Source organism: Falsirhodobacter sp. alg1, from assembly GCF_000739715.2.
Classification (GTDB): domain Bacteria; phylum Pseudomonadota; class Alphaproteobacteria; order Rhodobacterales; family Rhodobacteraceae; genus Falsirhodobacter.
In genome coordinates, this window is record NZ_BBJC02000001.1 from 471,124 (window position 1) to 495,415 (window position 24,292).

General features: G+C 62.3%; 24 protein-coding genes. 15 read left to right on the forward strand and 9 right to left on the reverse strand.

What is annotated here, in order from left to right; genetic code table 11:
- Nucleotide 1: 1 nt before the first annotated feature.
- Entirely contained in the window at nt 2–835 is an 834-nt protein-coding gene (locus tag TR36_RS02245) for a VacJ family lipoprotein (protein WP_045387814.1), read from the reverse strand.
- A 102-nt stretch (nt 836–937) separates the two neighbouring features.
- Here TR36_RS02245 and TR36_RS02250 point away from each other — a divergent pair, with 102 nt between their 5' ends.
- From TR36_RS02250 to TR36_RS02270, 5 genes are read left to right on the forward strand one after another with little or no spacing between them, the layout of a single operon-like run.
- Nucleotides 938–2,653 (forward strand): type I secretion system permease/ATPase, encoded by a 1,716-nt coding sequence (locus TR36_RS02250; protein WP_062762464.1) that lies wholly within the window; start codon nt 938–940, stop codon nt 2,651–2,653.
- Entirely contained in the window at nt 2,650–3,924 is a 1,275-nt protein-coding gene (locus TR36_RS02255) for an HlyD family type I secretion periplasmic adaptor subunit (protein ID WP_062762285.1), read from the forward strand. Before TR36_RS02250 ends, TR36_RS02255 begins: the two co-directional genes overlap by 4 nt.
- A gap of 57 nt (nt 3,925–3,981) precedes the next feature.
- Nucleotides 3,982–4,443: a RidA family protein gene (locus tag TR36_RS02260; RefSeq protein WP_045387808.1), complete on the forward strand. Its 462-nt coding sequence runs from the start codon at nt 3,982–3,984 to the stop codon at nt 4,441–4,443.
- Complete coding sequence (locus tag TR36_RS02265) at nt 4,443–5,201, forward strand: glycerophosphodiester phosphodiesterase family protein (RefSeq protein WP_045387805.1); 759 nt, start codon at nt 4,443–4,445, stop codon at nt 5,199–5,201. Before TR36_RS02260 ends, TR36_RS02265 begins: the two co-directional genes overlap by 1 nt.
- Nucleotides 5,202–5,231: 30 nt before the next feature.
- Nucleotides 5,232–6,413: a GNAT family N-acetyltransferase gene (locus TR36_RS02270; RefSeq protein ID WP_045387802.1), complete on the forward strand. Its 1,182-nt coding sequence runs from the start codon at nt 5,232–5,234 to the stop codon at nt 6,411–6,413.
- On the opposite strand, the gene TR36_RS02275 is transcribed toward TR36_RS02270, so the two are convergent.
- The gene (locus tag TR36_RS02275) at nt 6,410–6,901 is read right to left on the reverse strand and encodes a peroxiredoxin (protein WP_045387799.1); all 492 of its coding nucleotides are present in this window, start codon (nt 6,899–6,901) and stop codon (nt 6,410–6,412) included. The two genes, TR36_RS02270 and TR36_RS02275, sit on opposite strands and share 4 nt — an antisense overlap.
- A gap of 72 nt (nt 6,902–6,973) precedes the next feature.
- Here TR36_RS02275 and TR36_RS02280 point away from each other — a divergent pair, with 72 nt between their 5' ends.
- From TR36_RS02280 to TR36_RS02290, 3 genes are read left to right on the forward strand one after another with little or no spacing between them, the layout of a single operon-like run.
- Entirely contained in the window at nt 6,974–8,176 is a 1,203-nt protein-coding gene (locus TR36_RS02280) for an NAD(P)/FAD-dependent oxidoreductase (protein ID WP_062762466.1), read from the forward strand.
- A complete protein-coding gene (rsmD, locus tag TR36_RS02285) occupies nt 8,173–8,745 on the forward strand; it encodes a 16S rRNA (guanine(966)-N(2))-methyltransferase RsmD (protein ID WP_045387796.1) in 573 nt (190 codons plus the stop codon). Before TR36_RS02280 ends, rsmD begins: the two co-directional genes overlap by 4 nt.
- A gap of 1 nt (nt 8,746) precedes the next feature.
- Complete coding sequence (locus tag TR36_RS02290; RefSeq protein ID WP_045387793.1) at nt 8,747–9,388, forward strand: HAD family phosphatase; 642 nt, start codon at nt 8,747–8,749, stop codon at nt 9,386–9,388.
- 36 nt (nt 9,389–9,424) lie between these two features.
- Here the strand turns inward: TR36_RS02290 and map are convergent, their stop codons facing one another.
- Nucleotides 9,425–10,234, reverse strand: a complete 810-nt coding sequence (map, locus tag TR36_RS02295) for a type I methionyl aminopeptidase (RefSeq protein ID WP_045387791.1) — start codon at nt 10,232–10,234, stop codon at nt 9,425–9,427.
- A 125-nt stretch (nt 10,235–10,359) separates the two neighbouring features.
- On the opposite strand from map, the gene TR36_RS02300 reads away from it, so the two are divergent.
- From TR36_RS02300 to serB, 6 genes are all read left to right on the forward strand, one after another.
- A complete protein-coding gene (locus tag TR36_RS02300) occupies nt 10,360–11,082 on the forward strand; it encodes a molybdopterin-binding protein (protein ID WP_045387788.1) in 723 nt (240 codons plus the stop codon).
- Complete coding sequence (locus TR36_RS02305; RefSeq protein ID WP_062762287.1) at nt 11,079–11,615, forward strand: GNAT family N-acetyltransferase; 537 nt, start codon at nt 11,079–11,081, stop codon at nt 11,613–11,615. Before TR36_RS02300 ends, TR36_RS02305 begins: the two co-directional genes overlap by 4 nt.
- On the forward strand, nt 11,612–12,499 hold the full coding sequence (locus tag TR36_RS02310; protein WP_052362449.1) for an OmpA family protein: 888 nt from the start codon (nt 11,612–11,614) through the stop codon (nt 12,497–12,499). Before TR36_RS02305 ends, TR36_RS02310 begins: the two co-directional genes overlap by 4 nt.
- A gap of 76 nt (nt 12,500–12,575) precedes the next feature.
- Nucleotides 12,576–13,406 carry an S-formylglutathione hydrolase gene (fghA, locus tag TR36_RS02315; RefSeq protein ID WP_062762289.1) on the forward strand — a complete coding sequence of 277 codons (831 nt, stop codon included), beginning with the start codon at nt 12,576–12,578 and terminating at the stop codon, nt 13,404–13,406.
- Nucleotides 13,399–13,848: a YaiI/YqxD family protein gene (locus tag TR36_RS02320; protein WP_062762291.1), complete on the forward strand. Its 450-nt coding sequence runs from the start codon at nt 13,399–13,401 to the stop codon at nt 13,846–13,848. The genes fghA and TR36_RS02320 overlap by 8 nt, the downstream gene beginning before the upstream one ends.
- Nucleotides 13,849–13,920: 72 nt before the next feature.
- On the forward strand, nt 13,921–14,805 hold the full coding sequence (gene serB / locus TR36_RS02325) for a phosphoserine phosphatase SerB (protein WP_045387780.1): 885 nt from the start codon (nt 13,921–13,923) through the stop codon (nt 14,803–14,805).
- On the opposite strand, the gene TR36_RS02330 is transcribed toward serB, so the two are convergent.
- A complete protein-coding gene (locus TR36_RS02330; protein ID WP_045387777.1) occupies nt 14,790–16,202 on the reverse strand; it encodes a mannose-1-phosphate guanylyltransferase/mannose-6-phosphate isomerase in 1,413 nt (470 codons plus the stop codon). The two genes, serB and TR36_RS02330, sit on opposite strands and share 16 nt — an antisense overlap.
- A 121-nt stretch (nt 16,203–16,323) precedes the next feature.
- Here TR36_RS02330 and TR36_RS02335 point away from each other — a divergent pair, with 121 nt between their 5' ends.
- Nucleotides 16,324–16,809, forward strand: a complete 486-nt coding sequence (locus TR36_RS02335) for an acyl-CoA thioesterase (RefSeq protein ID WP_045388753.1) — start codon at nt 16,324–16,326, stop codon at nt 16,807–16,809.
- Here the strand turns inward: TR36_RS02335 and zapE are convergent.
- The 5 genes from zapE to dnaA form a co-directional block, all read right to left on the reverse strand.
- Nucleotides 16,806–17,888: a cell division protein ZapE gene (gene zapE / locus TR36_RS02340; protein ID WP_062762293.1), complete on the reverse strand. Its 1,083-nt coding sequence runs from the start codon at nt 17,886–17,888 to the stop codon at nt 16,806–16,808. The two genes, TR36_RS02335 and zapE, sit on opposite strands and share 4 nt — an antisense overlap.
- Nucleotides 17,889–20,333 (reverse strand): DNA topoisomerase (ATP-hydrolyzing) subunit B, encoded by a 2,445-nt coding sequence (gene gyrB / locus TR36_RS02345; RefSeq protein ID WP_062762296.1) that lies wholly within the window; start codon nt 20,331–20,333, stop codon nt 17,889–17,891.
- A gap of 101 nt (nt 20,334–20,434) precedes the next feature.
- Nucleotides 20,435–21,499 (reverse strand): DNA replication/repair protein RecF, encoded by a 1,065-nt coding sequence (recF, locus tag TR36_RS02350; protein ID WP_062762298.1) that lies wholly within the window; start codon nt 21,497–21,499, stop codon nt 20,435–20,437.
- Complete coding sequence (gene dnaN / locus TR36_RS02355) at nt 21,492–22,610, reverse strand: DNA polymerase III subunit beta (protein ID WP_045387768.1); 1,119 nt, start codon at nt 22,608–22,610, stop codon at nt 21,492–21,494. Before dnaN ends, recF begins: the two co-directional genes overlap by 8 nt.
- A gap of 92 nt (nt 22,611–22,702) precedes the next feature.
- Nucleotides 22,703–24,100 carry a chromosomal replication initiator protein DnaA gene (gene dnaA, locus TR36_RS02360; RefSeq protein ID WP_045387765.1) on the reverse strand — a complete coding sequence of 466 codons (1,398 nt, stop codon included), beginning with the start codon at nt 24,098–24,100 and terminating at the stop codon, nt 22,703–22,705.
- Nucleotides 24,101–24,292: the final 192 nt, after the last annotated feature.

Consider the following 24,292-nt stretch of genomic DNA (forward strand, 5'->3'; position numbering starts at 1 on the left):
CTTATTGTACATTTGCGTCCTCGTAGGGATCTATGAAGTCTGCTGGCGCCGGGGCGGCTGCCCCGGTTCCGGCTGCATCGGCATATGGGTCTATAAACCCGTCATCGGCTGCCGCGGTTCCACGCCCGTTCTGTTGCAGTGTAAAGCGACGGTTCTGGAGGTATGCCAGACGTGCCTGCGAATAGCTGTCGGCGCTATCGTACAACAGGTCGTTGATGGCACCGTCATATACATAACGATCATTGGCGATTTCGCCACCGCTGGCGGCAAGGCCATAGGTGCTTTCGGGTGATTCGATCACGAAGTGGGTCGGGTTCGCGATCACATCCACGATCATCCCCCATGTATCACGCTCGGTCGACGGGCCGAAGAACGGGTTCTCGACATATTGCCCTTCACCGACGCCCCACGTGTAGAGGGTCTCGCCGAAGTCGGTTTCATGCCCCCGAAGCCCGAGCGGCGTCGCCGGGTCGAAGATCCCCAGGATCCCGATGGTGGAGTTCACGACGAAGCGGGCCGAATTTTCCAGCGCGCGGACGGGGCGGCCCTGTAGCAGGCCGTTCATGACCTCCTTGGGAAGGTCAAGGTTTTCCGCGACATTGGAGATGCCGCTGCGCACGGGGCCGGGCACGACCTTGCCGTATCCCTGCGATACCGGGCGCAAAAAGCGGCGGTCAAAGGATTTGTTGAACTCGTGGCGTTCACGGTTCACCGATTCCAGCGGGTCATTCGTGCCCGTCGCATTCTGGGGCGCACCACAGCCTGCAAGGACGGCCAGAGTAGAAGCCGCAACAAAGGCGGAGGCCTTTTTCGGCAATGAAATATTAAGGCCCATGTCCTATCGCTTTCCTACAGATTGTTCCCAGTCGCGGGCATTTGGCACCGACTTATGCGCGTCACGCAGGGATGACAATGATCCAGCATGAATGGAAGCCGGATGGCTCGCGCGAATTCACGATGTGGTGCGAAAGAATTGAAGTGCGCCTTATACGAGTCAAGGGGCGCGATCGTCGCTGTGGCCGTTTTTTCGGTCATCGTTAACCTCCTGATGCTGACCGGCCCGCTGTATATGATGCAGGTCTATGACCGGGTGCTGCCGGGACGTTCGCCCGAAACGCTGGTGGCCCTGTCCGCCCTAGGGGTTCTGCTGTTCGCGGCCATGGCTCTGCTGGATGTGTTGCGCGGCAGGATCATGGTGCGGGTCGGTGCCGCATTCCAGGACCGGCTTGATCTGAGGGTGCTTCAGGCATCGATGCGTGATCCAGCCGGGGCGCAGGGTGGTGGCCCGGCGGATCTTGAGGCCGTCCAGCGTTTTCTGGCCTCGCCGGTGGTGCCCGCCCTGTTCGATCTGCCGGGGACGCCGCTGTTCATGGCGCTGATATTCGTCTTTCACCCCGTTTTGGGCGGATTGGCATTGGGGGGCGGGGTGCTGCTGGCCGGAGTAACGCTGTTAAACCGCCATTTGTCCCGCCCGCCGTTGATTGCTGCCGGTCAATATGCGGCAGGGGCGGAGGGGGTGGCCGGAATGCTGCGTTCCGAGGGGGATGTGGTCCGGGCTCTCGGCATGTCCCGCGCGATAGAGGGGCGCTGGCAGGTGCTACGAGGGAAGGGGTTGCGTGATGCGGCACGCGCGGCAGAACTGACGGGCGGCTTTACAGCCACCACCCGCGTCATGCGGCTGTTCCTGCAATCGGCCATGCTGGGGGTCGGGGCATGGCTCGTTTTGCATCAGATGGTGGGGGCGGGTGCAATGATCGCCTGTTCCATCCTGATGGGGCGGGCGCTGGCTCCGGTGGAGACTGTCATTGCACAATGGTCATTGGTAAGCCGCGCACAGGAGGGCTGGCAAAAGCTGGCCATTACGCTGGCCAATGTGCAATCCCCCGTACCGCCGCTGCCATTGCCGCGCCCTGCTGCGGTATTGCAAGTTGAAGGGGTTACGGCCATTCCGCCACGGGCGGAGCATCCCGTGTTGCGGCATATGTCCTTTGCCCTGCAGCCCGGACAGGCTTTGGGGGTGATCGGGCCGTCGGGTGCGGGAAAGACCTCTTTGGCGCGGGTGCTGACGGGGGTATGGGGCACGCAGACGGGGACGGTACGGCTTGGCGGGGCGGCGTTGGAGCAATATGCGGGGGATACCCTTGGGGCCTATGTCGGATATCTGCCGCAACGGGTTGCCCTGTTCGACGGAACCGTGGCGGAGAACATTGCCCGCATGGGGACACCCGATGCGGCCCGCGTCATTGCCGCCGCCAGGGAGGCCGCCGCGCATGACATGATCCTCCGGTTGCCGCAGGGGTACGATACGCCGGTGCAGGCCATAGGCGGCTGGCTGTCGGGCGGTGAGATCCAGCGGATCGGATTGGCCCGCGCGCTTTACGGCGATCCTGTACTACTGGTGCTGGATGAACCGAATTCGAACCTCGACAATACCGGAACCGAAGCCCTTTCGTCGGCGATCCGGACGGCCAAAATGGCGGGGCGTGTCGTGGTGGTGATCGCGCATCGCCCTGCAGCCATTCAGGAGTGCGATCTGCTGATGGTGATGGAGGCGGGGCAGCGCCGTGCCTTCGGCCTGCGCAATGACATCCTGCGCCAGATGGTGCGCAACCATACAGAAATCGTGCGACCTGCAGCAGGGTCCATGGCATGAGCTGGTCCGTTCGCCCGCTTGCCATGACTGGGTTTGCGACGATTGCGACCTTGGGGGTGGTGCTCGGGGCGTGGGGCGGGCTTGCGCGATTGGATGGTGCGGTCGTCGCCATGGCCGAGGTGCGGGTGGAGCGTGATCGCCAGATCGTGCAGCACCCCGATGGCGGTGTGGTGGCGGAGATTGCCGTAAAGGAAGGGCAATCCGTTACAGAAGGCCAGCTTCTGCTGCGGCTGGACGGCAATGCCCTGCGGTCGGAACTGTTCGTGGTGGAGGCGCAGCTGTTCGAGATCATGGCCCGCGCCGACCGGTTGGATGCCGAGCGTGACGGGGCTGACCGGATCATCTTTGCCGATGATCTGCTGCAGGCATCCCGGACCAACCCCGAGATCCGGCGGCAGATGGAGGGTCAGACGCGCCTGTTCGATGCCCGCCGTGAAACGCTGGCCCGCCAGATAGACCAGATCCATCGCCGGCAGGAGCAGACGGGAAACGAGATCGAAGGGCTGACTGCCCAACGCACGGCGCTGGACAGGCAGGCCGATCTGATCGGGCGTGAACTGGAGGATCAGCGCATATTGCTTTCGAAAGGTCTGACGCAGGTCAGCCGTGTGATGGCGCTGGAGCGGGAGGCCGCCCGACTGACTGGCGAACAGGGCGGCGTGGATGCGCAAAAGGCCGAGGCGCAGGGCCGCATCACCGAATTCGGGTTGGAAGAATTGCGACTGACGGCGGCCCGCCGTGAGGATGCGATCAGCCAGACACGTGATTTCGCCTACCAGCGGATGGAGTTGCAGGAACGCCGGCGGGCACTGACGCAAAAGATCGCAGATCTGGATGTGCGCGCACCCGTGGCGGGGGTCGTGCTGGGGCTGACGGTGACCACCCCCCGCGCCGTGGTGCGCCCTGCGGACCCGATCCTCTATCTGATCCCGCAAGACCGGGCCTTGGTGCTCGAGGCACGCATCCCCCCGCGCAATATCGACGAGGTTCGGACAGGTCAGTCCGTGCGGATCGTTCTGCCATCCTTTCCCATGCGGAATGCACCGGATGTCGAGGGGGCCATCACCTCGGTTTCGGCTGATACCCTGCGCGATGACAGAGGCGCACCCTATTACCGTGCCGAGGTGGCGCTGGACAGCGGTACAGTACCCGCGTCGCTGGTGCCGGGAATGCCCGCAGAGGTCTTTGTCCGTACCGGAAGCCGCACGCCGCTTGCCTATCTGCTTCGGCCTTTTGCCGTTTATTTTGACAGGGCATTGAGGGAAAGCTGACTTGCCCTGCCTTTGGCGCATCGCTAGCGTGCCGCAGAAATCAACAGGAGCCGCTTCATGAACGCCATCGAAAGCCGTATTTCCGAACTGGGCCTGACCCTGCCCGAGGCACCGCTGCCGGTTGCGAACTATGTCCCTTTCGTGCGTACGGGCAATCTGGTGCATATTTCGGGGCAGGTGGCACGGAATGACGATGGCCCTGTCACCGGAAAGCTGGGTGCGGGGCTTGAAGTCAAGGAGGGGGCCGAGGCTGCAAAGCTCTGCGCGCTCAGCCTGCTGGCGCAGCTTCGCGCGGCCTGTGACGGGGATCTGGGCCGCGTCGTGCGTGTGGTCAAGCTGGTGGGGTTTGTGAACTCTACCGCGGAGTTCACCGATCAACCGGCAGTGATCAACGGCGCATCCGATCTGATGGTTGCCATATTCGGCGATGCTGGTCGGCATGCCCGTTCGGCGGTTTCGGCGGCCAGCTTGCCGATGGGGGTCGCGGTGGAAATCGAAGGCCTGTTCGAGGTTCGCTGATGCGCGTCCCTTTGCCTGCCATGTTCCTGCGCATTCCCATTGCGCATCGTGCCCTTCATGCGCGGGCAGAGGGGCGGCCCGAAAACTCCCGTGCTGCGGTACGCGCCGCTGTTGCCGCTGGCTACGGGATCGAGATTGACCTGCAACTGTCGGCGGATGGTGTGGCCATGGTCTTCCATGATGCCGAACTGGACCGGCTGACAGCCGAGACAGGGCCGGTCTTTGCCCGCAGTGCGGCTGACCTGGGACGTATCCGTCTTCGTGATGCCGAGGACGGCATTCCGACATTGGCAGAGGTGCTGGATCTGGTTGCGGGAAAGGTGCCGCTGCTGATCGAGATCAAGGCGCAGACCCCGACCAACGGTGCGCTGGAACGGGCCACGGCGCAGGCCCTGACGGGATATGTCGGGCCGGTGGCAGTGATGTCGTTCGATCCGGAATCGATGGCGCGCATGGCGGAATTTGCCCCTACGGTGCCGCGCGGTCTGACCACCTGTGGCTACGATTATGCCGACTGGCCGGAACTGACCCACGCCGAATGCGACATGCTGCGGGAAATCCCCGATTACGACCGGGTTCTGGCCAGCTTCATTTCCCATGAGGCGCATGAACTGGGTCGGAACCGCATCTCTGAATTGAAATCCGGCGGGGCTGCGGTGCTGTGCTGGACCATCCGTTCGGCCGAGGCAGAGGATGAAGCGCGGCGCATTGCCGATAATGTGACCTTTGAGGGTTATTTGGCTGCAAAAGCGTCTTGACCCTGCGGTGCCCCGCGCCAGCATAGGGGAATGAGCACAGAGATCACCGTAACGGCCCATGAGGGATTTGCCTCCATTCCCGCTGCGGAATGGGATGCGCTGGCGGCGCCCGACGCGGGCCGCCCCGCGGACCCTTTCACCACGCATCGGTTCCTTATGGCGCTGGAGGCGTCAGGGTCCACGGGAGGGCGGTCCGGCTGGCAGGCCCGTCCCCTGACGGCCAGCATTGACGGCCGGATCATTGCGGCGGCTCCTTTGTACATCAAGCACCATAGTCAGGGTGAATACATCTTCGATTTTGCCTGGGCAGATGCATTCGAGCGGGCAGGCGGGCAATATTACCCCAAGCTGCAGATTGCCGTTCCGTTCACCCCTGCCACCGGACGCCGTTTCCTGACCCTGCCGGGGTTCGAGGAAACCGGACGTGCCGCCCTGATCGAAGGGGCTGTGGCGGTGGCTGACCAGAATGACCTGTCCTCGGTCCATATAACCTTCTGCACCGGTGAAGAGGCGGAGGCCGGTACGCAGGCAGGCCTGATGCCCCGCACCAGCCAGCAGTTCCATTGGGCCAATCGCGGCTATGCCGATTTCGACGCATTTCTGGCAGATCTGTCGTCACGCAAACGCAAGGCGATCCGCAAGGAGCGTGAGGGCGCACGGGCCTTCGGTGGCACGATCCATACCCTGAGCGGCGATGACCTGCGGCCTGAACACTGGGATGCATTCTGGCGGTTCTATCAGGATACGGGGGCCCGGAAATGGGGTACGCCCTATCTGACCCGGGCCTTCTTCGATGAAATCCACCGGACCATGGCAGATGACATCCTGCTGGTGATGGCCGAGATCGACGGACGCTGGGTGGCGGGCGCGCTCAATTTCATCGGGCGGGATACACTCTACGGGCGATACTGGGGTTCTACCGAGCATTATCCATTCCTGCATTTCGAGCTGTGCTACTATCAGGCGATGGATTACGCGATTGCCCATGGTATTGCGCGGGTAGAGGCGGGCGCGCAGGGGGAACACAAACTGGCGCGGGGGTATCTGCCGGTCAGCACCCATTCCCTGCACTGGATTTCCAACCCTGGGTTCCGTGACGCGGTCGGCCAGTATCTGAAGGCCGAACGCGCCGCAGTGGACGAGGAGATCGAGGTGTTGACCTCATACGGCCCGTTCCGCAAGGATCAGGCCGATGCCGACGAAGGGCTTTAGGCCAGTTCTGCCAGCAGCGCCTCACCCCCGGAAATGTCGCAGGTGCCCGGCGATTCCTCCAGGTGCAGCAGGGTCACGGTGCCGTCGATGACCTGCATCGCATAGCGGCGCGAGCGGGCGTTCAGACCGGCACCGGGGGCATCGAAATCAAGCCCGATCGCCTTGGTGAAGGTGCTTTGCGGATCGCCCAGCAGGGTGATGCCGGCATCCGCCGCGCCGGTGGAATCGCCCCATGCCTTCATCACGAAGGGGTCGTTGACCGAAAGGCAGATGATCTCGTCCACGCCCTTGGCCCGAAATTCGGCTGCGGTGCGGATGAAGCTGGGCATATGCGCCGAATGGCAGGTGGGTGTAAATGCCCCCGGAACGGCAAAGATAACCACATTGCGGCCCTTCAGGTGCGCGCCCAGATCAACCGTTTCCACACCGTCTGCGCCCAGACGGACCAGATCCGCGGTCGGTAGGCGGTCCCCTTTTGCGATGGTCATTGCGTCGCCCTCATGTTGTGTTTTGACTACTGGCAGATATAGGCTCCGCGCGTTGGGGTGGGAATGGAAAAGATGACGGGTATCGTGGTAATCGGGGCCGGGCAGGCCGGAGTGGCGCTGGCAGCAAAATTGCGGGGGTTGGGGGCAGACCAGCCGATCACCCTGATCGGTGCGGAAACGACCCCGCCCTATCAGCGCCCGCCTCTGTCCAAGGGGTATCTGCTGGGAGAGATCGGGGTGGATCGCCTGACCTTGCGCAGCGATTCCTTCTATGCCGAAAACGACATCGATCTGCGGTTGGGCCATCCTGTCACGTCCATTGATCGCGCATCCAGGAATATCCGGCTGGGGTCCGAATGGATCCCCTATGACCAGCTGGCTTTTACCACGGGATCGGTGGCGCGGCGTCTGCCCGTTGCAGCGGGCGGCAAACGGCCCGGTGTACATACGGTGCGGACCCGCGGCGATGTCGATGCGATGCGCGCCGATCTGGCACCCGGGCATCGTGCAGTGGTCATCGGTGGCGGATACATCGGGCTGGAGGCAGCGGCGGTGCTGGCAAAGCTGGGGCTGGAGGTGACGCTGGTCGAAGCCGCTCCGCGTATTCTGGCCCGTGTGGCCAATTCCGAAACGGCGGCATTCTTCCGGGACCTGCACCAGCAGAACGGCGTGACGATCCTGGAGGAAACGGGCGTTGCCAATCTGGCTGGCGAGGGGGACGCGGGTCGTGTCACCGGGGTGGAACTGGTGGACGGCAGGGTGCTTCCGGCTGATCTGGTCGTGACGGGAATCGGGATCGAGCCTGTATCGGCAATGGCCGAGGCCGCAGGGCTGGATATCGACAACGGCATTGCGGTGGATGACTTTGGCCGCACATCTGACCCCGATATCTGGGCTGCCGGCGATTGCACATCTTTCATGTGGCGCGGCCAGCGGATGCGGCTGGAATCGGTGCAGAACGCGATCGAGCAGGCTGAATGCGTGGCCGCCAACATGCTGGGGGCCGGTCAAAGCTATGCGCCGATGCCGTGGTTCTGGTCCGACCAGTATGATGTGAAACTGCAGATTGCGGGGCTTCATCGTGGATACGATCAGGTGATTACCCGGCAGGATGGCGGGACATCCTTCTGGTCGTTTGCAGCGGGACAGCTGATTGCCGTGGATGCGGCAAATGACCCGCGCGCCTATATGGTGGGCAAGCGCCTGCTGGAGGCGGGGCGCTCGGTTTCGCCCGAGGCCGTGGCGGGTGCCGTGAAGGTGCAGGACTTGTTGTGAGGATCGTCGGAGGCCGCGCGCGGGGGACAAGGCTGGCCGATGTCGGGGCCGGTGATCCTGCCGCACATCTTCGCCCCACATCGGATAGGGTGCGGGAGGCGATATTCAACCTGTTGATCAACGGCGGATACGGTAACCCCCTGCAGGATGCGCGGGTCTTGGACCTGTTTGCAGGCACCGGTGCCATCGGGCTGGAGGCGATCAGCCGCGGGGCGGCCCATACCACATTTGTGGATGACGGCATGGCCGCGCAGAAGCTGATCCGCCGGAACGCCGAGATCACCCGTATGACCCCGCAGACCGATCTGTTGCGTCGCAATGCCACGCGATTGGGGCCGAACACCGGTGCGCCCTATGATCTGGTGTTTCTGGACCCGCCCTATGGCAAGGGCTTGGGGCAGTTGGCCTTGGGCGCGGTGGCTGGCGGTGGCTGGCTGGCGGATGGGGCGCTGGTGGTCTGGGAAGAAGGGGCGGCCCTTGCTGCACCCGAACCGTTCGCGCTGCTGGATCAGCGCCGCTATGGCGAAACATGGGTCAGCATCCTGCGCGGCCCCGAAGCGGAAGAGTGATATGGTCAAGGCAGTAATCTTCGATTGTGACGGCGTTCTTGTCGATAGCGAGGCCGCGACCTTCCATGCGCTTGCGCGCAATCTGGCCGCGCATGGCCTGACCATGTCTATCCCCGATCTGGAAGAGCAGTTTCTGGGCGGCACGATCCATGAAGTTTATGACGGCGCGCGCCGTATGGGGGCTGATCTGCCTGCGGATTGGGTCGCGGATTTCTATGCCGCACTCTATACCGAATTGCGCCAGCATACGCCCAAGATAGAAGGGATCGAAGCTGTTCTGGACCGTCTGGATGCTGCGGGAATTCCCTATGGTGTGGGGTCGAATGGCTCTGGCGAGAAGATGGCCATTACGTTGGGGCAGCATCCGGGCCTATGGTCACGGCTGGAGGGACGGCTGTTTTCGGGGCAGGACATGAATATGCCCAAACCGGACCCCGGGCTTTACCTGCATGTCGCAAGCTTTCTGGGCCACGCCCCGCAGGATTGCATCGTGGTCGAGGATAGTCTGACAGGGGCCCGTGCGGCACGGCTGGCGGGAATCCGTTGCCTTGGCTTCGCGCCCGATGGCAGCAAGCATCTGGAGGCCGAAGGCGCGGAATCCTTTCATGACATGGCGGATCTGCCGGGCCTTCTGGGCCTGTGATGAAATGACAAGGCGCCCGGAAGGGGCGCCTTGTCGTTACTTGTAGGTAGGATGGAAACGTCCGGCGGGCGAGAGCGTGAAGATCTCGCATCCGTCAGCGGTGACGCCGATCGAATGTTCGAACTGGGCCGACAGGGATTTGTCGCGGGTGACCGCCGTCCAGTCATCTGCCAGAACCTTGGTTTCGGGGCGACCCAGATTTACCATCGGTTCGATGGTAAAGATCATGCCTTCTTCCAGCCTGGCGCCGGTACCCGCACGGCCATAGTGCAGCACGTTCGGCGGCGCGTGGAAAACACGCCCCAGCCCGTGGCCGCAGAAATCGCGCACGACCGACATGCGGTGCCCCTCGGCGAATGTCTGGATGGCATGGCCGATATCCCCGAAGGTATTTCCCGGTTTGACGGCGGCAATGCCGATCATCAACGCCTCATGGGTGACCTCAATCAGGCGTTCGGCCTTGCGGCTGGGGGTTCCGGCCACATACATGCGGCTGGTATCCCCGAACCAGCCGTCCACGATGACGGTGACGTCGATGTTCAGAATGTCGCCTTCCTTGACCACCTTTGGCCCGGGGATCCCGTGGCACACGACGTGGTTTATGGAAATGCAGGAGGCATGTTCATACCCGCGGTATCCGACGGTGGCGGACTCCACGCCCAGTTCGCGGATACGGTCATCGATGAAGGCATTGATCGCCCCCGTCGTGGTGCCGGGCACCACAAGCGGGATGACTTCATCAAGAATCTGTGCAGCGACACGGCCAGCCTTGCGCATCCCATCGAAATCCGACGATTCATAGATGCGAATGCCTTCGCGGGTCACGCGGCCTTTGGTATCTTCCAACGGATCGGTCCTTTGCTGTGCAGGCACAAGATAATCGCATGTGGCGCAGGATGCCAGTCCCCCACCCCTTGGAACGTGTTGCGCCGCGCCCTATACCTTAGAAAACAAGCCCCGCAGGAGGTATCATGCCAAACCCAACCGCAGCGATGATTGTAATCGGGGATGAAATCCTGTCGGGCCGTACACGCGACAGCAATTCCAACCATCTGGCCAAGGAGCTGACCGCGGCCGGTGTGGACCTGCGTGAGGTCCGCTTCATTCCGGATGACCATGCGATCATCGTCGAAACCGTGAAAACCCTGTCGGCCAGTGTGGACCATCTGTTCACTTCGGGCGGAATCGGGCCAACGCATGATGACATCACCGCTGATGCCGTTGCGGCCGCCTTTGATCTGAATATTGGCGTGCGTGAGGATGCGGCAGAGCTGCTGCGTGCCCATTACGCCCGGATGGACCGCCCGTTCAACGAGGCGCGCCAGCGGATGGCCCGCATTCCCGATACGGCAACGCTGATCGACAACCCTGTTTCCATCGCGCCCGGATTCACCGTTGCCAATGTGCATGTGATGGCCGGTGTGCCGAATGTGTTCGAGGCAATGCTGGCGGGGGTTCTGGCCGGTATCACGGGGGGGAGCCCTTTGTTGAGCCAATCCTTGCGGGTAGAGCGGGGCGAGGGCGAGGTTGCCTCCGAATTCGGTGCCTTTGCGGCGGAATACCCTGACCTGCAGATGGGAAGCTATCCCTTTACGATGAACGGGGTCACGGGCACGAACCTGGTGATCCGGGGCACCGATCCGGCGCGGTTGAATGAGGCGATGACCCGCCTGGCGGCACTGTTTCCCGCATGACCACCTGCTTGCTGGAGGCGATGGAGCCGACCTGGCCGCCCCTGCGTGCCTGGCGCGAGGGGGAGTGGACCATGCGCGATGGCGGTGGCGGTGGCGGGCGTGTCTCTGCCGTGACGCTGTACGAGGCCGCCGTTGCGGATATCGCGGGGCCGTCCGATGCCGTGGCGGAATGGCCGCCTTCGGCTGCGACGGTGGAAATGTGGGCAGAACAGGGCAAGATCGGGCCTGAACGTCTTGCGGTCATGGAGCGGGCTGCCGATCCCAAGACGGTCATCTCCATGCCGGGGGGCGCCGGTTTTCTGGGGGTGAACGGTGATCTTGCCGTGCTTCATGCGCTGGAGGTCTCGCCAGCCCATCGCCGTCAGGGCCGCGCGCGTGAGATCATCCGTGGGGCCGCGCTTTGGGCGGTGGTCCGGGGTGCCACGCGCTTTGCACTGGTGGTGTCGGATGACAACCCCATCGCCCATGCGCTGTATAAAGGGTTGGGAATGCGTGTTGCCGGCCATTACCATTATCGCCGGGTTGCCGGATGAAGGGCATCTGGGCCACGCTGGCCATTGTGTGCGGTACAAGTCCCGCCTTTGCATTCGATCCACCTCTGGCCGGTCAGGTCCAGGTCACCCGGACCGAGGAGGCGGCGCTGGACAGCACATGGATCCCCACCGGACGCTGGACCCGGGACGGCTTGCCGAAGGATGAGGTGGAGGGCGAGATCCGCCGCACCGCATGGCAGACAACCCCGCCCGAAGGCTTTACCACCCTTTCGATCCTGCAACCCATCCGCGAGGCACTGGCGGGCGATGGCTGGACACTGGGGCTGGATTGCGAAACCGACGAATGTGGCGGCTACGATTTCCGCTATGCGCTGGATCTGTTTCCCGAACCGGAAATGCACGTCGATCTGGGGGACTACCGGTTTCTGGAGGCGCACCGTGCGGAACAGCGGGTTGCCGTGGTCATCAGCCGTACGGCCAAACTGGGGTTCGTACAGCTGACAGAGGTTTCTCCCGCGGGGAAAACGCCCAAGGGAACCCCGCAGGTGGTAACAGGGGAAACACCACCCACGCAGGCCGAGTTCGGGCAGGGCGCCACCGTGCTGGAGGGGGTGGAGTTTGCCCAGGGGGGAACCTCTCTGACAGGTGAGCAGCCGGAGTTGCAGCCGCTGCTGCAATGGCTGACCGCACATCCCGACCGCCGGATCATTCTGGTCGGGCATACCGATGATTCCGGCGCATTGGACATCAACATCAATCTGTCGAGGGCGCGGGCCGGCGCGGTGCGTGACTGGCTGGTTGCCGGGGGGATCGATACGGCACGGATAGAGACCGAGGGCGTCGGCTTTCTGGCCCCGCGCGATACGAATGCCAATGAGGCGGGGCGTGCCCGCAACCGCCGGGTCGAGGTGCTGGTGCGCTGATCTTGCATCACCCATGGGCGCGTGAAAGGGTGTTTCCGGAAGATTGCCCCCCATGCGGCCGCCAGAGGAGATTACGATGAAAACCATTGCTGAAAGTCGGGCTTTCGGGGGCGTTCAGGGGGTTTATAGCCATCCATCCGATGCGACGGGCGGGAATATGACCTTTGGGTTGTTCCTGCCGGCCGAGGCGGAAACCGACCCCGTTCCGGTCCTGTGGTTTCTGTCGGGCCTGACCTGCACGCATGAGAATGCGATGGTCAAGGCCGGTGCGCAGAAATGGGCGGCGGAAGAAGGCATTGCGCTGATCTTTCCCGATACCTCGCCGCGGGGGGATGGAGTTGCCGATGATCCGGCCATGGATCTGGGGCAGGGCGCAGGGTTTTACGTGAACGCGACCGAAAATCCGTGGGCGCCTGCCTTCCGGATGTGGGACTACGTAGCAACGGAATTGCCCGAGCTGGTCTTTCGCAGCTTTTCGCTGGATCCGGGCCGTCAGGCAATCTCGGGGCATTCGATGGGCGGGCATGGGGCATTGACGCTGGCGATGGGGCTGCCGGGGCGGTTCCGCTCGGTTTCGGCATTTGCACCGATCGCGCATCCGACCGCCTCGGACTGGGGGCGGCGGCAGTTCGCGGCCTATCTGGGCAAGGATGAGGCGCTTTGGGCACCCCATGATGCCACATTGCTGATGGGGCGTCGCGGCTTTGACGGCCCGGTGCTGATTGATCAGGGAACCGCCGATCCGTTTCTGGACAAACTGATGCCCGAGGCCTTGGCCGAGGCGATGGTCGCAAGGCGTCAGGACGGGGCATTCCGGATGCAGCGCGGCTATGACCACAGCTATTTCTTTGTCTCGACCTTCATGGAAGAGCATATCGGTTTTCATGCGACGGCCCTGTATGACTGAGGTTTATGTCGATGCCGATGCCTGCCCCGTGAAGGCCGAGGTGGAACGTGTGGCCACCCGAAATCAGGTGCGCGTCCACATGGTGTCGAATGGCGGCATACGCCCTTCGGCCAATCCGCTGATCCAGAGCGTGTTCGTTTCCGAAGGGCCGGATGTTGCAGATATGTGGATTGCCGATCGGGCAGGTGCCGGGGATGTGGTGATTACGAACGATATCCCGCTGGCGGCCAGATGTGTGGAGGCGGGGGCGTTGGTTCTGCGCCCCGACGGTGACCCGCTGACTGCCGCGAACATTGGCAATGTGCTGGCCACGCGGGATCTGATGGCGGATCTGCGCAGTGCCGATCCGTTCCGGCAGGGCGGGGGGCGTGCCTTTTCCAAGGCCGACCGATCGCGTTTTCTGGACGCACTGGAGCGGGCCATCCGCAAGGCGAAGGGCTGAACGACCGGCCATGCTGGCCCAGCCCCGCGATCTGGTTTATGCTGGGCATGACCCTTTTGCGGAGATGCTTTCATGCCTGTCGTTCTCATGATGACTTCACCCCTGCGCCCCGTGCTGGATGACGGGACTGTGGATGCGGTACGCAAGGACTGGGGCGGATCCGAAACGCGCTGGCTGAATGCAGGGATCGCTGCCGAATTCGCGATCTCGGCAGAACCGGCGGATTTCTGGGATAGATGGCAGCTGCTGCAGGCCGAGGGTATCGATCTGGCACTGGTTCCGGATACGGGGCGGCGCAAGCGTCTGCTGCTGGCGGATATGGATTCGACCATGATCCAGCAGGAATGCATTGACGAACTGGCGGATGAGGCCGGGGTCGGGGCCCATGTTGCGGGGATTACCGCCCGAGCCATGAACGGTGAGCTGGATTTCGATGCCGCCCTTCGGGAGCGGGTTGGCCTGCTCAAGGGGTTGCCTGTTTCGGTGATTGACCGTGTGGTCGATACGCGGCTGACGATGATGCCGGGGGGGGCAACGCTGATTGCCACGATGAAGGGGCAGGGGGCCAAGGCCGCGCTTGTATCCGGAGGGTTCACGGATTTTACGGCCCGCGTTGCCCAACGGCTGGGGTTTGACGAAAACCGCGCGAATACGCTGCTTGCGGCGGACGGTGTGCTGACAGGTGAGGTCGGAACCCCCATTCTGGGGCGTGAGGCAAAGGTAACCGCGCTGAACGAGATCACGGCAGAAATGGGTGTTACCCCCGCCGAGGCGATTGCGGTGGGCGACGGGGCCAATGATCTGGGCATGCTCGGGCTGGCCGGAATGGGCGTGGCGCTGCATGCCAAGCCGGCGGTCGCCGCGCAGTGTGCCCTGCGTATCAACCATGGCGATCTGACCGCACTGTTGTATCTGCAGGGCTACGGGCGGGATGAATTCATTCAGCCGCGCGCATAGACATCATCATAACGGGTGATGTCGTCCTCCCCGAGATAGCTGCCGGTCTGCACCTCTATCAGCACCATCGGCAGCTTTCCCGGATTTTCCAGCCGGTGCTGCGCCCCGAGCGGAACATAGACCGACTGGTTTTCGGTCAACAGGCGCGCCTCACCCTCTACCGTAACGCGGGCCGTGCCTGACACAACGATCCAGTGTTCGGACCTGTGGACATGGCTTTGCAGCGACAGGGCTGCCCCTGGATGCACCGTTATACGCTTTACGCGAAAACGGTCGGACAGGGCGAGTGTTTCGAAATGGCCCCAAGGGCGGTGATCCAGCTGGAAATCGACGGCCTGCGGCGCCTTTATGGCGCGGAGGGCGGAAACGGCCAGACGGGCATCCTGCGCCCGGTTGCGATCCATGACCAGCACCGCATCGGGCATGGCGACGGCAATGATATCCTTCAGGCCGATGCCCACCACGGCCTGTGTGCCGCTTTCGGCCCGCAACAGCGTATTCTCGCATTCCAACGCGATGGCCCCGTTGTGTGCCACGACGCCTTGGGCATCCGGCCCGCTGTCCCGCCACACCGCATCCCAGCCGCCCATATCGGACCAACCACCGGTATAGGGAACCACGGTCAGGTTGCCCGCCCGCTCCATCACGGCATAATCCACCGAAATATCCTCGGCCTGCCCCCATGGCTTGGGGGCAAGACGCAGAAAGCCCAGATCGACGGTCGCCTGATCCACTGCCGCCTGGACCGGGGACATGAGGTGCGGGGCATATCTGCCGAAGGCCTGAAGGATCGTATCGGCCCGGAACAGGAAAATGCCGGCATTCCAGAGAAACCTTGCATCGGTCAGCATGTCGGCCGCACTGGCGGCATCGGGCTTTTCGACAAAGCGCAGCAGGGGCGTGGGGGTGGCGGCAGGCGTTTCCCTTTCCAGCCAGCCATAGCCGGTCTCGGGGCGGTCCGGCGTGATGCCGAAGGTGACAATCCGGCCGGCTTCGGCCTCGGGCACTGCCAGCGCGACGGCGGCGCGAAAAGCCTCCGGGTCCGGTACGGCATGATCCGAAGGGGTGACCAGCATCAGGGCGGCAGGGTCCCGCGTGGCGATGTGCAGGGCTGCGGCCAGTACGGCCGGCCCCGTATTGCGCGGATCAGGCTCGATCAGGATGGCCCCCGGATCGATGCCGACAGCCGCCAGCTGTTCAGTCACGATGAAACGGAAATCGGAAGCGGTGACGATGACGGGCGGCGCATATTCCGCGCCGGTGGCGCGCCTTGCCGCAGATTGAAACAGCGTTTCATCCCCCATCAGGGGCGTGAACTGCTTGGGATAGCTTTTGCGTGACAGCGGCCAAAGGCGCGTGCCCGATCCGCCGCAAAGCAGCACTGGTGTGATGGTCATCCTGTTTCCCCCTCCGGTCTTGTGCATTTTTCACGGGCAAAGCCTGCGGAGTAAAGGTGATTTACTTCATCGTCCCTGTCCTGCATCTGGTATGGAGGGGCAATTCAACCGTGGAGCCGATATGCAATCCTCGCCGAACCATAAGCTGGAAATGACGGAACTGATGACGCCCGATCTTTCGAATTTCAGCGGCAAGGTGCATGGCGGTGATCTGCTGCGGTTACTGGACCGCGTCGCCTTCTCTTTGGCGTCCAGATATTCGAAAAACTATTCCGTAACGCTTTCGGTGGATCAAGTGACATTCAAGGAACCGATCAACGTGGGCGAGCTGGTCACCTGCCGGGCATCGGTGAATTATACGGGCCGTACCTCCATGGAGATCGGTATCCGGGTAGAGGCAGAAAATATCCGTACCGGGCACCGCCGCCATACCAATTCCTGCTACTTTACGATGGTTGCCGTCGGGGATGATGGGCGGCCGGTTGCGGTGCCCCCCCTGGTGCCGCAAACCCCGGTGGAGGAGCAGCGCCATCGTGGAGCCGTTTTGCGCCGCACGATCCGTCGGGAATATGCGGCGCGGATGCAGGACGCATCGGATAACGCCTAGGATTTGCCCCAGGTCGCATCCTGCATTTCCCGAAGCCGAGAGGCCGTGCGTTCGAATTCGAATGCGCCCTCACCTTCGGAATAAAGGCGTTCCGGTTCATCGGCAGCGCTGGCGATCAGCCGCACCTTCGCCTCGTACAGGGCATCGATCAGCGTCACGAAGCGTTTGGCCTCGTTGAAATTGGTCGAGGACAACCTTGGAATATCCTCCAGAACCAGCACGCGCACGGCATCGGCGACCGCAAGATAATCGGCGGGTCCAAGCGGCTTGGCGCAAAGATCCCAGAAGCTGGCCCGACCGACACCATTGGCAAAGCGGGGGATTTCCACCTGACGGCCATTCACTGGCAGATGGAGAGGAGGCGCGTCCTGACCGCCGGTCAGGTCATCCCATATCGTATCTATCTGCACCCGCGCCCCGGCTGCTGGATGGAAGTAGACCTGCTGCCCCGTCAGCCTGTGCTGGCGATAGTCGTTCGGGCTTTCGAGATCATGCACGACCAGACGCTCTTTGAGCATGCCGATGAAAGGCACGAAAATCTGGCGGTTCAGGCCGTTCTTGTACAGATCATCCGGCGGTCTGTTGGATGTGGTGACGATGACCACGCCCGCCTCGAACAGTTTCTGGAACAGGCGACCCACGATCATCGCATCGGTGATGTCGGTGATCTGCATCTCGTCAAAGGCAAGCAGGCGCAGTTTTTCGATAATCGCATCCGCAACGGGCGTCAGGGCATCATCCACGCCACGCTTGCGCGCCTCATGCATGCCATGATGGATTTCCTGCATAAAGGCATGGAAGTGGACGCGCCGTTTTGCCGTGATCTCCACGCTTTCGACAAACATATCCATCAACATGGATTTGCCCCGGCCCACGCCGCCCCAGAGATAGAGGCCCTTGATCTGCGGCACCTCTGCCTTGGAAAACCGCGCGAAGAATCCGCGTTTGGCCGGGGCGGGGGCCTCGGTCAATGCCAGCCGAATCCGTTCCAGCTCGGCCAGAACGGCCCGCTGTGCGGGGTCCGCCTTCAGCGTCCCCGCCGCAATGCGTGCATCATAGACTTCGACAAGGCCCGGCATCTAGATGTCCAGATTCTCGACGTTCAGGGCGTTCTGCTGGATGAATTCCCGACGCGGTTCTACGACATCACCCATCAGTTTGGTAAAGATGTCATCGGCTTCGACCGTATCGTCGATTTTCACCTGCAGCAGGGTACGTGCATCCGGGTCCAGCGTGGTTTCCCACAGCTGATCGGGGTTCATTTCACCCAGACCCTTGTAGCGTTGCAGCGACAGCCCTTTTTCTCCCTCGGCCAGAATGGCCTTCAGCAGATCCATCGGGCCGTGGATCAGTTGTTCCCGATCCTTGCGGACAAGGCGCGACGTGCCTTCATAAACGTTGCGATGCGGCTGGGAGACCTGCGCGATGCGCCGCCCTTCGCCCGAGCGCAGAACCGCACCGTCCAGCGTCCGCAACTCTTCGACACCGCGCAAGACGCGGCTGAGGCGGATGCCATGATCCTGCGTGATCCGGCCTGTCCAGCCCTTTGCGAATTCGGCGGCAACCTCGTCCAGACGTGTGGCAACGCGGTCTGCCAGTTTCTGCAGGTCATCCTCGGTCGGGTCAAAGGCGCCGGCAAGGGCGGCCTGTTCCAGAACGTGGCGCGGATAATGGGTCGGAAAGGCTTCGAGAACGCGGCGGAACTGGCGCGCACCGTCAATGACGCGGATCAGATCCTGACCCGCCAGCACCTCACCGTTGTGCAGGCGCAGGGTTGCCCCGTCGGTGCCCTGTTCGATCAGGTAATCGTCCAATGAGGCCTGATCCTTGAGGTAAACCTCGGATTTGCCGCGCGCGACCTTATAAAGCGGCGGCTGCGCGATATAGAGGTACCCGCCTTCGATGATTTCGGGCATCTGCCGGAAGAAGAAGGTCAGCAGCAACGTCCGGATGTGCGCCCCGTCAACATCGGCGTCGGTCATGATGACGATTTTGTGGTAGCGCAGCTTTTCCACGTTGAATTCATCCCGGCCGATACCGGTCCCCATCGCGGTGATCAGCGTGCCGATTTCCTGGCTGGCCAGCATCCGGTCGAAACGCGCCCGTTCCACATTCAGGATCTTCCCCTTGAGCGGTAGAACAGCCTGATTGGCCCGCGAGCGGCCCTGCTTGGCGGAACCGCCGGCAGAATCCCCCTCGACGAGGAACAGTTCGGATTTTGCGGGATCACGCTCCTGGCAATCGGCCAGCTTGCCCGGCAGGGAGGCGACGTCCAGCGCGGTTTTCCGACGCGTCAGCTCGCGTGCCTTGCGGGCAGCCTCACGGGCCAGAGCGGCCTCCACGATCTTGCCGACGATGATTTTTGCTTGGGCGGGATTTTCCTCGAACCACTCGGACAGTTTTTCGTTCACAAGGTTCTCGACCGCAGGCCGCACCTCGGAAGAAACCAGCTTGTCCTTGGTCTGGCTGGAGAACTTGGGATCCGGCACCTTCACCGACAGAACGCAGGTCAGACCTTCGCGCGCGTCATCGCCAGTGAAATCCACCTTCTCGCGCTTGGCGATCCCGGAGGATTGGGCATAGCTGTTGATCGTCCGGGTCAGTGCTCCGCGAAAGCCGGCCATATGCGTGCCGCCGTCGCGCTGCGGAATGTTGTTGGTAAAGGGCAGGACGTTTTCGTGGTAGGTGTCGTTCCACCACATCGCCACTTCAACGCCGATTCCGTTCTTTTCCCCGACCATGAAGATGGGATCGGCCATATGCGATGTCTTGGAGCGGTCCAGATAGCGCACGAATTCCCGCACGCCGCCCTCGTAGAACAATTCGGTCTTCAGCGGTTCGGCCGGACGCTCGTCCTCGATGATGATCCGGACGCCGGAGTTCAGGAATGCCAGCTCCCGCAGGCGGGTTTCCAGCGTCTTGAAGCTGTAGTTCAGGTTGGAGAAGGTTCCCTCGGGATCGTTTTCCTTGCTGGCGGCAAAGAAGCGCACCTCGGTGCCCTTTTCGCCCGGCGCTTCGCGCACGACATGGATATGCTCCACGCATTCGCCATGTTCGAACCGCGCGGCATATTCCTTGCCGTCGCGCCACACGCGCAGTTCCAGCCATTCCGACAGGGCGTTCACAACCGAAACACCGACACCGTGCAGACCGCCGGACACCTTGTAGGCATTGCCGGAATCATCTGTGTTGTTGAATTTACCACCCGCGTGAAGCTGGGTCATGATGACCTCGGCCGCCGAAACGCCCTCTTCTTCGTGGATGTCCACAGGGATGCCGCGACCGTTGTCCCGGACCGAAACGCTGCTGTCGGCGTGGATCTTCACGGTGACCGCGGTCGCATGGCCTGCCAGCGCCTCATCGATGCCGTTATCAACGACCTCATACACCATATGGTGCAGGCCGGACCCGTCATCGGTATCGCCGATATACATTCCGGGACGTTTGCGTACCGCTTCCAGCCCCCGGAGCACCTTGATGGAACTCGCGCCATATTCGTTTGGCTGCCGTGCTGTTTCGGCCATTCGGACCACCCTCTTGCAATGTTGTCTTTTTATACAGGCAGCGGGGGGGGATGTCACGCGCGGGGGGCGCTTTTTCGCCCTGTGACAGGGGGGGGTNGACGTTATTTTGACCCGATCACCGACATCTGCGCAAATTCCGTGATTTCAACCATTTGCGCAGAGGGGGCGATGGTGTCGAACAGCTCTGGCCCCGTGCCGGTCATCAGGGTTTGCGCGTCCAGCGCCAGCAGCTCGTCATAAAGCGCGGCACGACGGTCTGCATCCAGATGGGCGGCCACCTCGTCCAAGAGGATCACGGGGGGGGATGTGCCTGCCAGCGCCCTTGCATTGGCCAGGATCAGACTGACCAGCAGGGCCTTCTGCTCACCGGTGGAACATTGCGCGGCAGGCATGGATTTGGCCGCATAGGTCGCCACCAGATCCGCCCGATGCGGCCCGTGCAATGTGCGCCCCGCGGCCATATCGCGCCGCCTGGTGTCCGCCCAAAGGGAAGCCAGATCCTCGTCATTGCCGGTTATAAGCAGATCGGCACGTGGAAAGGCGGTTTCGGCATCGTTCTGTGCGGCGGCAATCCGGTTCAGGGCCAGATCGCGATTGCGGGTGATCGCCTCGGCCGCCTCGGTCATCTGTTGTTCCAGCGCATTGTACCATGCCGGATCTGTGATGCCGTCACGCAGCAGCCGGTTCCGTTCGCGCATCGGTTTGTCATAGGCCAGAACAGCCTCGGCATGGGACGGCTCGAAGCTCATCGTCATGCGGTCCAGAAAGCGGCGACGGCCCTCGGCTGCCTCTATCCACAGCCTGTCCATCGAGGGAACCAGCCAGACCTGGCGCAGGATACGTGACAGGGCCGTCTGTGGTGTGGCCTTGCCGTCGATCCTGACCTGCCGAGGGCTGTCGCCTTCGGCCCAGGTCTCGATTTCATGACCGCCTATTTCGGCGCGGATCTTCCAGCCCAATGCCTCGGGACGGCGGGCAAAATCCTCGGTCGCGGCGCGGCGTAGCCCCCGACCGGGCGATAACAGCGAGACAGCTTCGAGCAGGTTCGTCTTGCCTGCGCCATTCGCCCCGTAAATTGCGACGGGCCGACCGTCAAAGCGCAAACCGGCCGCACGATGCGACCGGAAATGCGAGATATTCAGGGATGTCAGCGTCGTGTCAGACACGCATCGGCATCACGACATAGACGGCGCTGCTGTCGTTGCCTTCGCGCATAAGCGTCGGGTCACCGGAGGTATTGAACATGAATACCGCGTTTTCCCGGTCAACCTGGCTGGCGATTTCCAGCAGGTATTTGGCGTTGAACCCGATTTCCAGCTTTTCATCGGCATAGGCGACGGCCAGTTCCTCTTCAGCGTTGCCCGCGTCCGGCGCATTGACCGACAAGACAAGGCGGTCTTCGTCAAGGCTCAGTTTGACGGCGCGCGAACGTTCGGAGCTGACGGTCGCGACACGGTCGACGGCCTTGGCAAAATCCTTGGCATCAACCTCCAGCCGGCGGGTATTCTGCGTGGGGATGACGCGTGTGTAATCGGGGAATGTGCCGTCGATGACCTTGGAGGTCATGGTCAGCGAAGGTGTGGCGAAACGCACCTTTGTTTCCGAGACGGAGACCGCGATATCCGCATCGTCATCATCCAGCAGCTTGCGCAGCTCGTTGACGGTCTTGCGAGGGACGATCACGCCCGCCATTCCCTGCGCCCCTTCGGGCAGCGGGGCATCGATACGGGCAAGGCGGTGACCATCCGTTGCAACGCAGCGCAGAACCGGACCCTCGTCCCCCGTAGCCACGTGCATGTATACGCCGTTCAGGTAATAGCGGGTTTCCTCGGTCGAGATCGCAAATTTCGCCTTGTCGAACAGGCGGCGCAGCACCTTTGCCTTTGCCGTGAATTTTGCGGCATATTCCGATGAGGCCATCACCGGAAAATCCTCACGCGGGAGGGTGGACAGGCTGAAATTCGACCGGCCGGCCATGACGACCAGACGACCTGAGGCACTGTCTTCGGTCAGGCTGACCAGGGCACCATCCGGTAGTTTACGGACGATCTCGTGCAGCATCACTGCCGACACGGTTGTAGCGCCCGCACGTTCCACCTGTGCCGGGGCACGATCGATCACCTCGATGTCCAGATCGGTTGCGCGGAACGAGGCGTGGTCGCCCTCTGCCTCGATCAGCACGTTGGCAAGAATCGGAATCGTATTGCGGCGTTCCACCACCGATTGGGCCTGTGCGACCGCTTTCAGAAGTGTGCCGCGTTCGATGCTGATCTTCATTGCCGTCTTTCCCGTTTCCCGCCCGAAGGCCGAATTATTAGCGCAGACTTTCCGATTGTTTCAGGGGCGCGTCAAGGGCACCACCAAAGAGATCAGCCCTGAAGCAAACGCTTGAGCATCTGCAGGTCATCGGCAAGCTGCGAATCCGTTGCGAACAGCTCTTCGATCTTGCGGACGCCATGCATGATCGTGGTGTGATCCCGGCCACCGAACCGCCGGCCGATTTCCGGCAATGACCGCGGGGTCAGCTGTTTGGCCAGATACATTGCCACCTGACGCGGACGGGCGATGGTGCGGACGCGCTTCGGGCCGATCATGTCGGACAGCCGCACATTGTAATGCTCTGCGACCTTGCGCTGGATTTCTTCGATCGTGACCTTGCGGTCAGACGCGCGCAGAATGTCCGACAGGCACTCCTGCGTTACCTCAAGCGTGACAGGGCGACCGACCAGGTTTGCAAAGGCGAACAGGCGTGTCAGGGCACCTTCCAGCACGCGGACGTTTGTCGTGATGCGATGGGCCAGGAATTCCAATACCCCGTCGGCAATTTCCAGATCGCCCAGCTGGTGGCGATAGACTTCGGCCTTCTGCTGCAACACACCAAGGCGCAGTTCGTAATCGGTCGGGTGAAGATCCACGACCAGGCCGCATTGGAGGCGCGATTTGATCCGCTCTTCCAGATCCTTGATTTCCCCCGGCGCACGGTCGGCCGAGATGATGATCTGCTTGTTCTGATCGACCAGGGCGTTGAACGTATGGAAGAACTCTTCCTGCGTTGAATCCTTGCCGGCGATGAACTGCACGTCATCGACCATCAGGACATCGACCGAGCGGAACATTTCCTTGAAATCCATGATCTGGCGTTCGCGCAAAGCCTGCACAAAGCGGTACATGAACTGTTCCGCCGACAGGTACAGAACACGCAGATGCGGCTGACGCAGCTGCAGCTCATGCGCGATCGCGTGCATCAGGTGTGTCTTGCCCAAGCCGACGCCGCCATAAAGAAACAGCGGATTGAAGGTGACAGGACCGCCTTCGGCAACGCGGCGCGCGGCTGCATGGGCCAAGGCGTTCGGTTTGCCCACGACAAAACTGTCGAAGGTGAAACGCGGGTCCAGCGGGGCGCCCGACAGCTCTTCGTCCGGTGCACGGCTGCGCAGGGGCGAAGGGCGCGGGGTGGCCGCGGGGGCCGCAGGCTGTGCTGCGGCTGCCACCGGTGTTTGGGCCGGTGCTGTTGCGGGCGCCGACATGCGGGCCACCGAAAATTCCACGCGTGAAACGTCATGCCCGGCCTCGTTCAACCGGTGGCGGATCTGATCCGAGAAATTGCGCTGCACCCAATTTCCGAAGAAAGAGGTGGGCACTTCAAACTCGGCGCGTCCTTCGGTCAAACGGGTCAGCTTGAGCGGCTCGATCCAGGTGACGTAATTGTTGCGTCCAACATGAACCAGCAGATCTTCACGCAACTTCGCCCAGTTCTCGTTCGTCATCGTCTTCCCGACCGCTCCATCAACTGCCCGACAGTCATCGGGCCTTTTCGCGCGATCACCTGATTTGCCAGATGGCAAACCAAGGGGGATGACCGCCGGAGATATCCGGTGGCCTACAACAACACCATATTGGCACGAAGCCATAAGCTTCGCGTACAAAAGATAAGGCACCATTCGGCGCCAGCCGGTGTG